The organism is Vibrio sp. T20 (assembly GCF_007858795.1).
In the GTDB taxonomy this organism is placed as follows: Bacteria; Pseudomonadota; Gammaproteobacteria; order Enterobacterales; family Vibrionaceae; genus Vibrio; species Vibrio satsumensis.
This window is the reverse complement of sequence record NZ_VFEB01000074.1, coordinates 1-294: the sequence shown is the minus strand read 5'-3', so window position 1 is coordinate 294 and position 294 is coordinate 1. Positions and strand designations below refer to the sequence as shown.

Annotated in this window: 1 pseudogene; it reads left to right on the top strand. The window is 43.9% G+C overall.

Annotated elements, in window-relative coordinates:
* Window positions 1–48 precede the first annotated feature (48 nt).
* Window positions 49–294, top strand: a pseudogene (locus tag FTW16_RS05840) ((Fe-S)-binding protein); the annotation flags it as partial.

Sequence of the window (294 nt, the reverse complement as noted above, 5' to 3'; positions counted from 1 at the left end):
CTGAAACAATTATTATAACAAGCAACTTCCAATAACGGTAAAGCGAGGCTGTACGCTTTCGAAAATACCGTAGAGTTGACGAATCTTATTCCACCAACCGTAAGCTATGAAAGCGGCGGTAATACTTTGATTGTAGGTCCAACGGCAATCATCGAAAGTGCGGCAGCGCAATTGTCGCAAATGAACAGCCTAACGCTGCTTTCTACCGATGGCGAAAAGGGAACAAATCCCGAGCTTTACTACGCCAATTCGGTTCAGGTTTCAGGGTTCTTAGGTAAGTTTGAAGTTCTCATT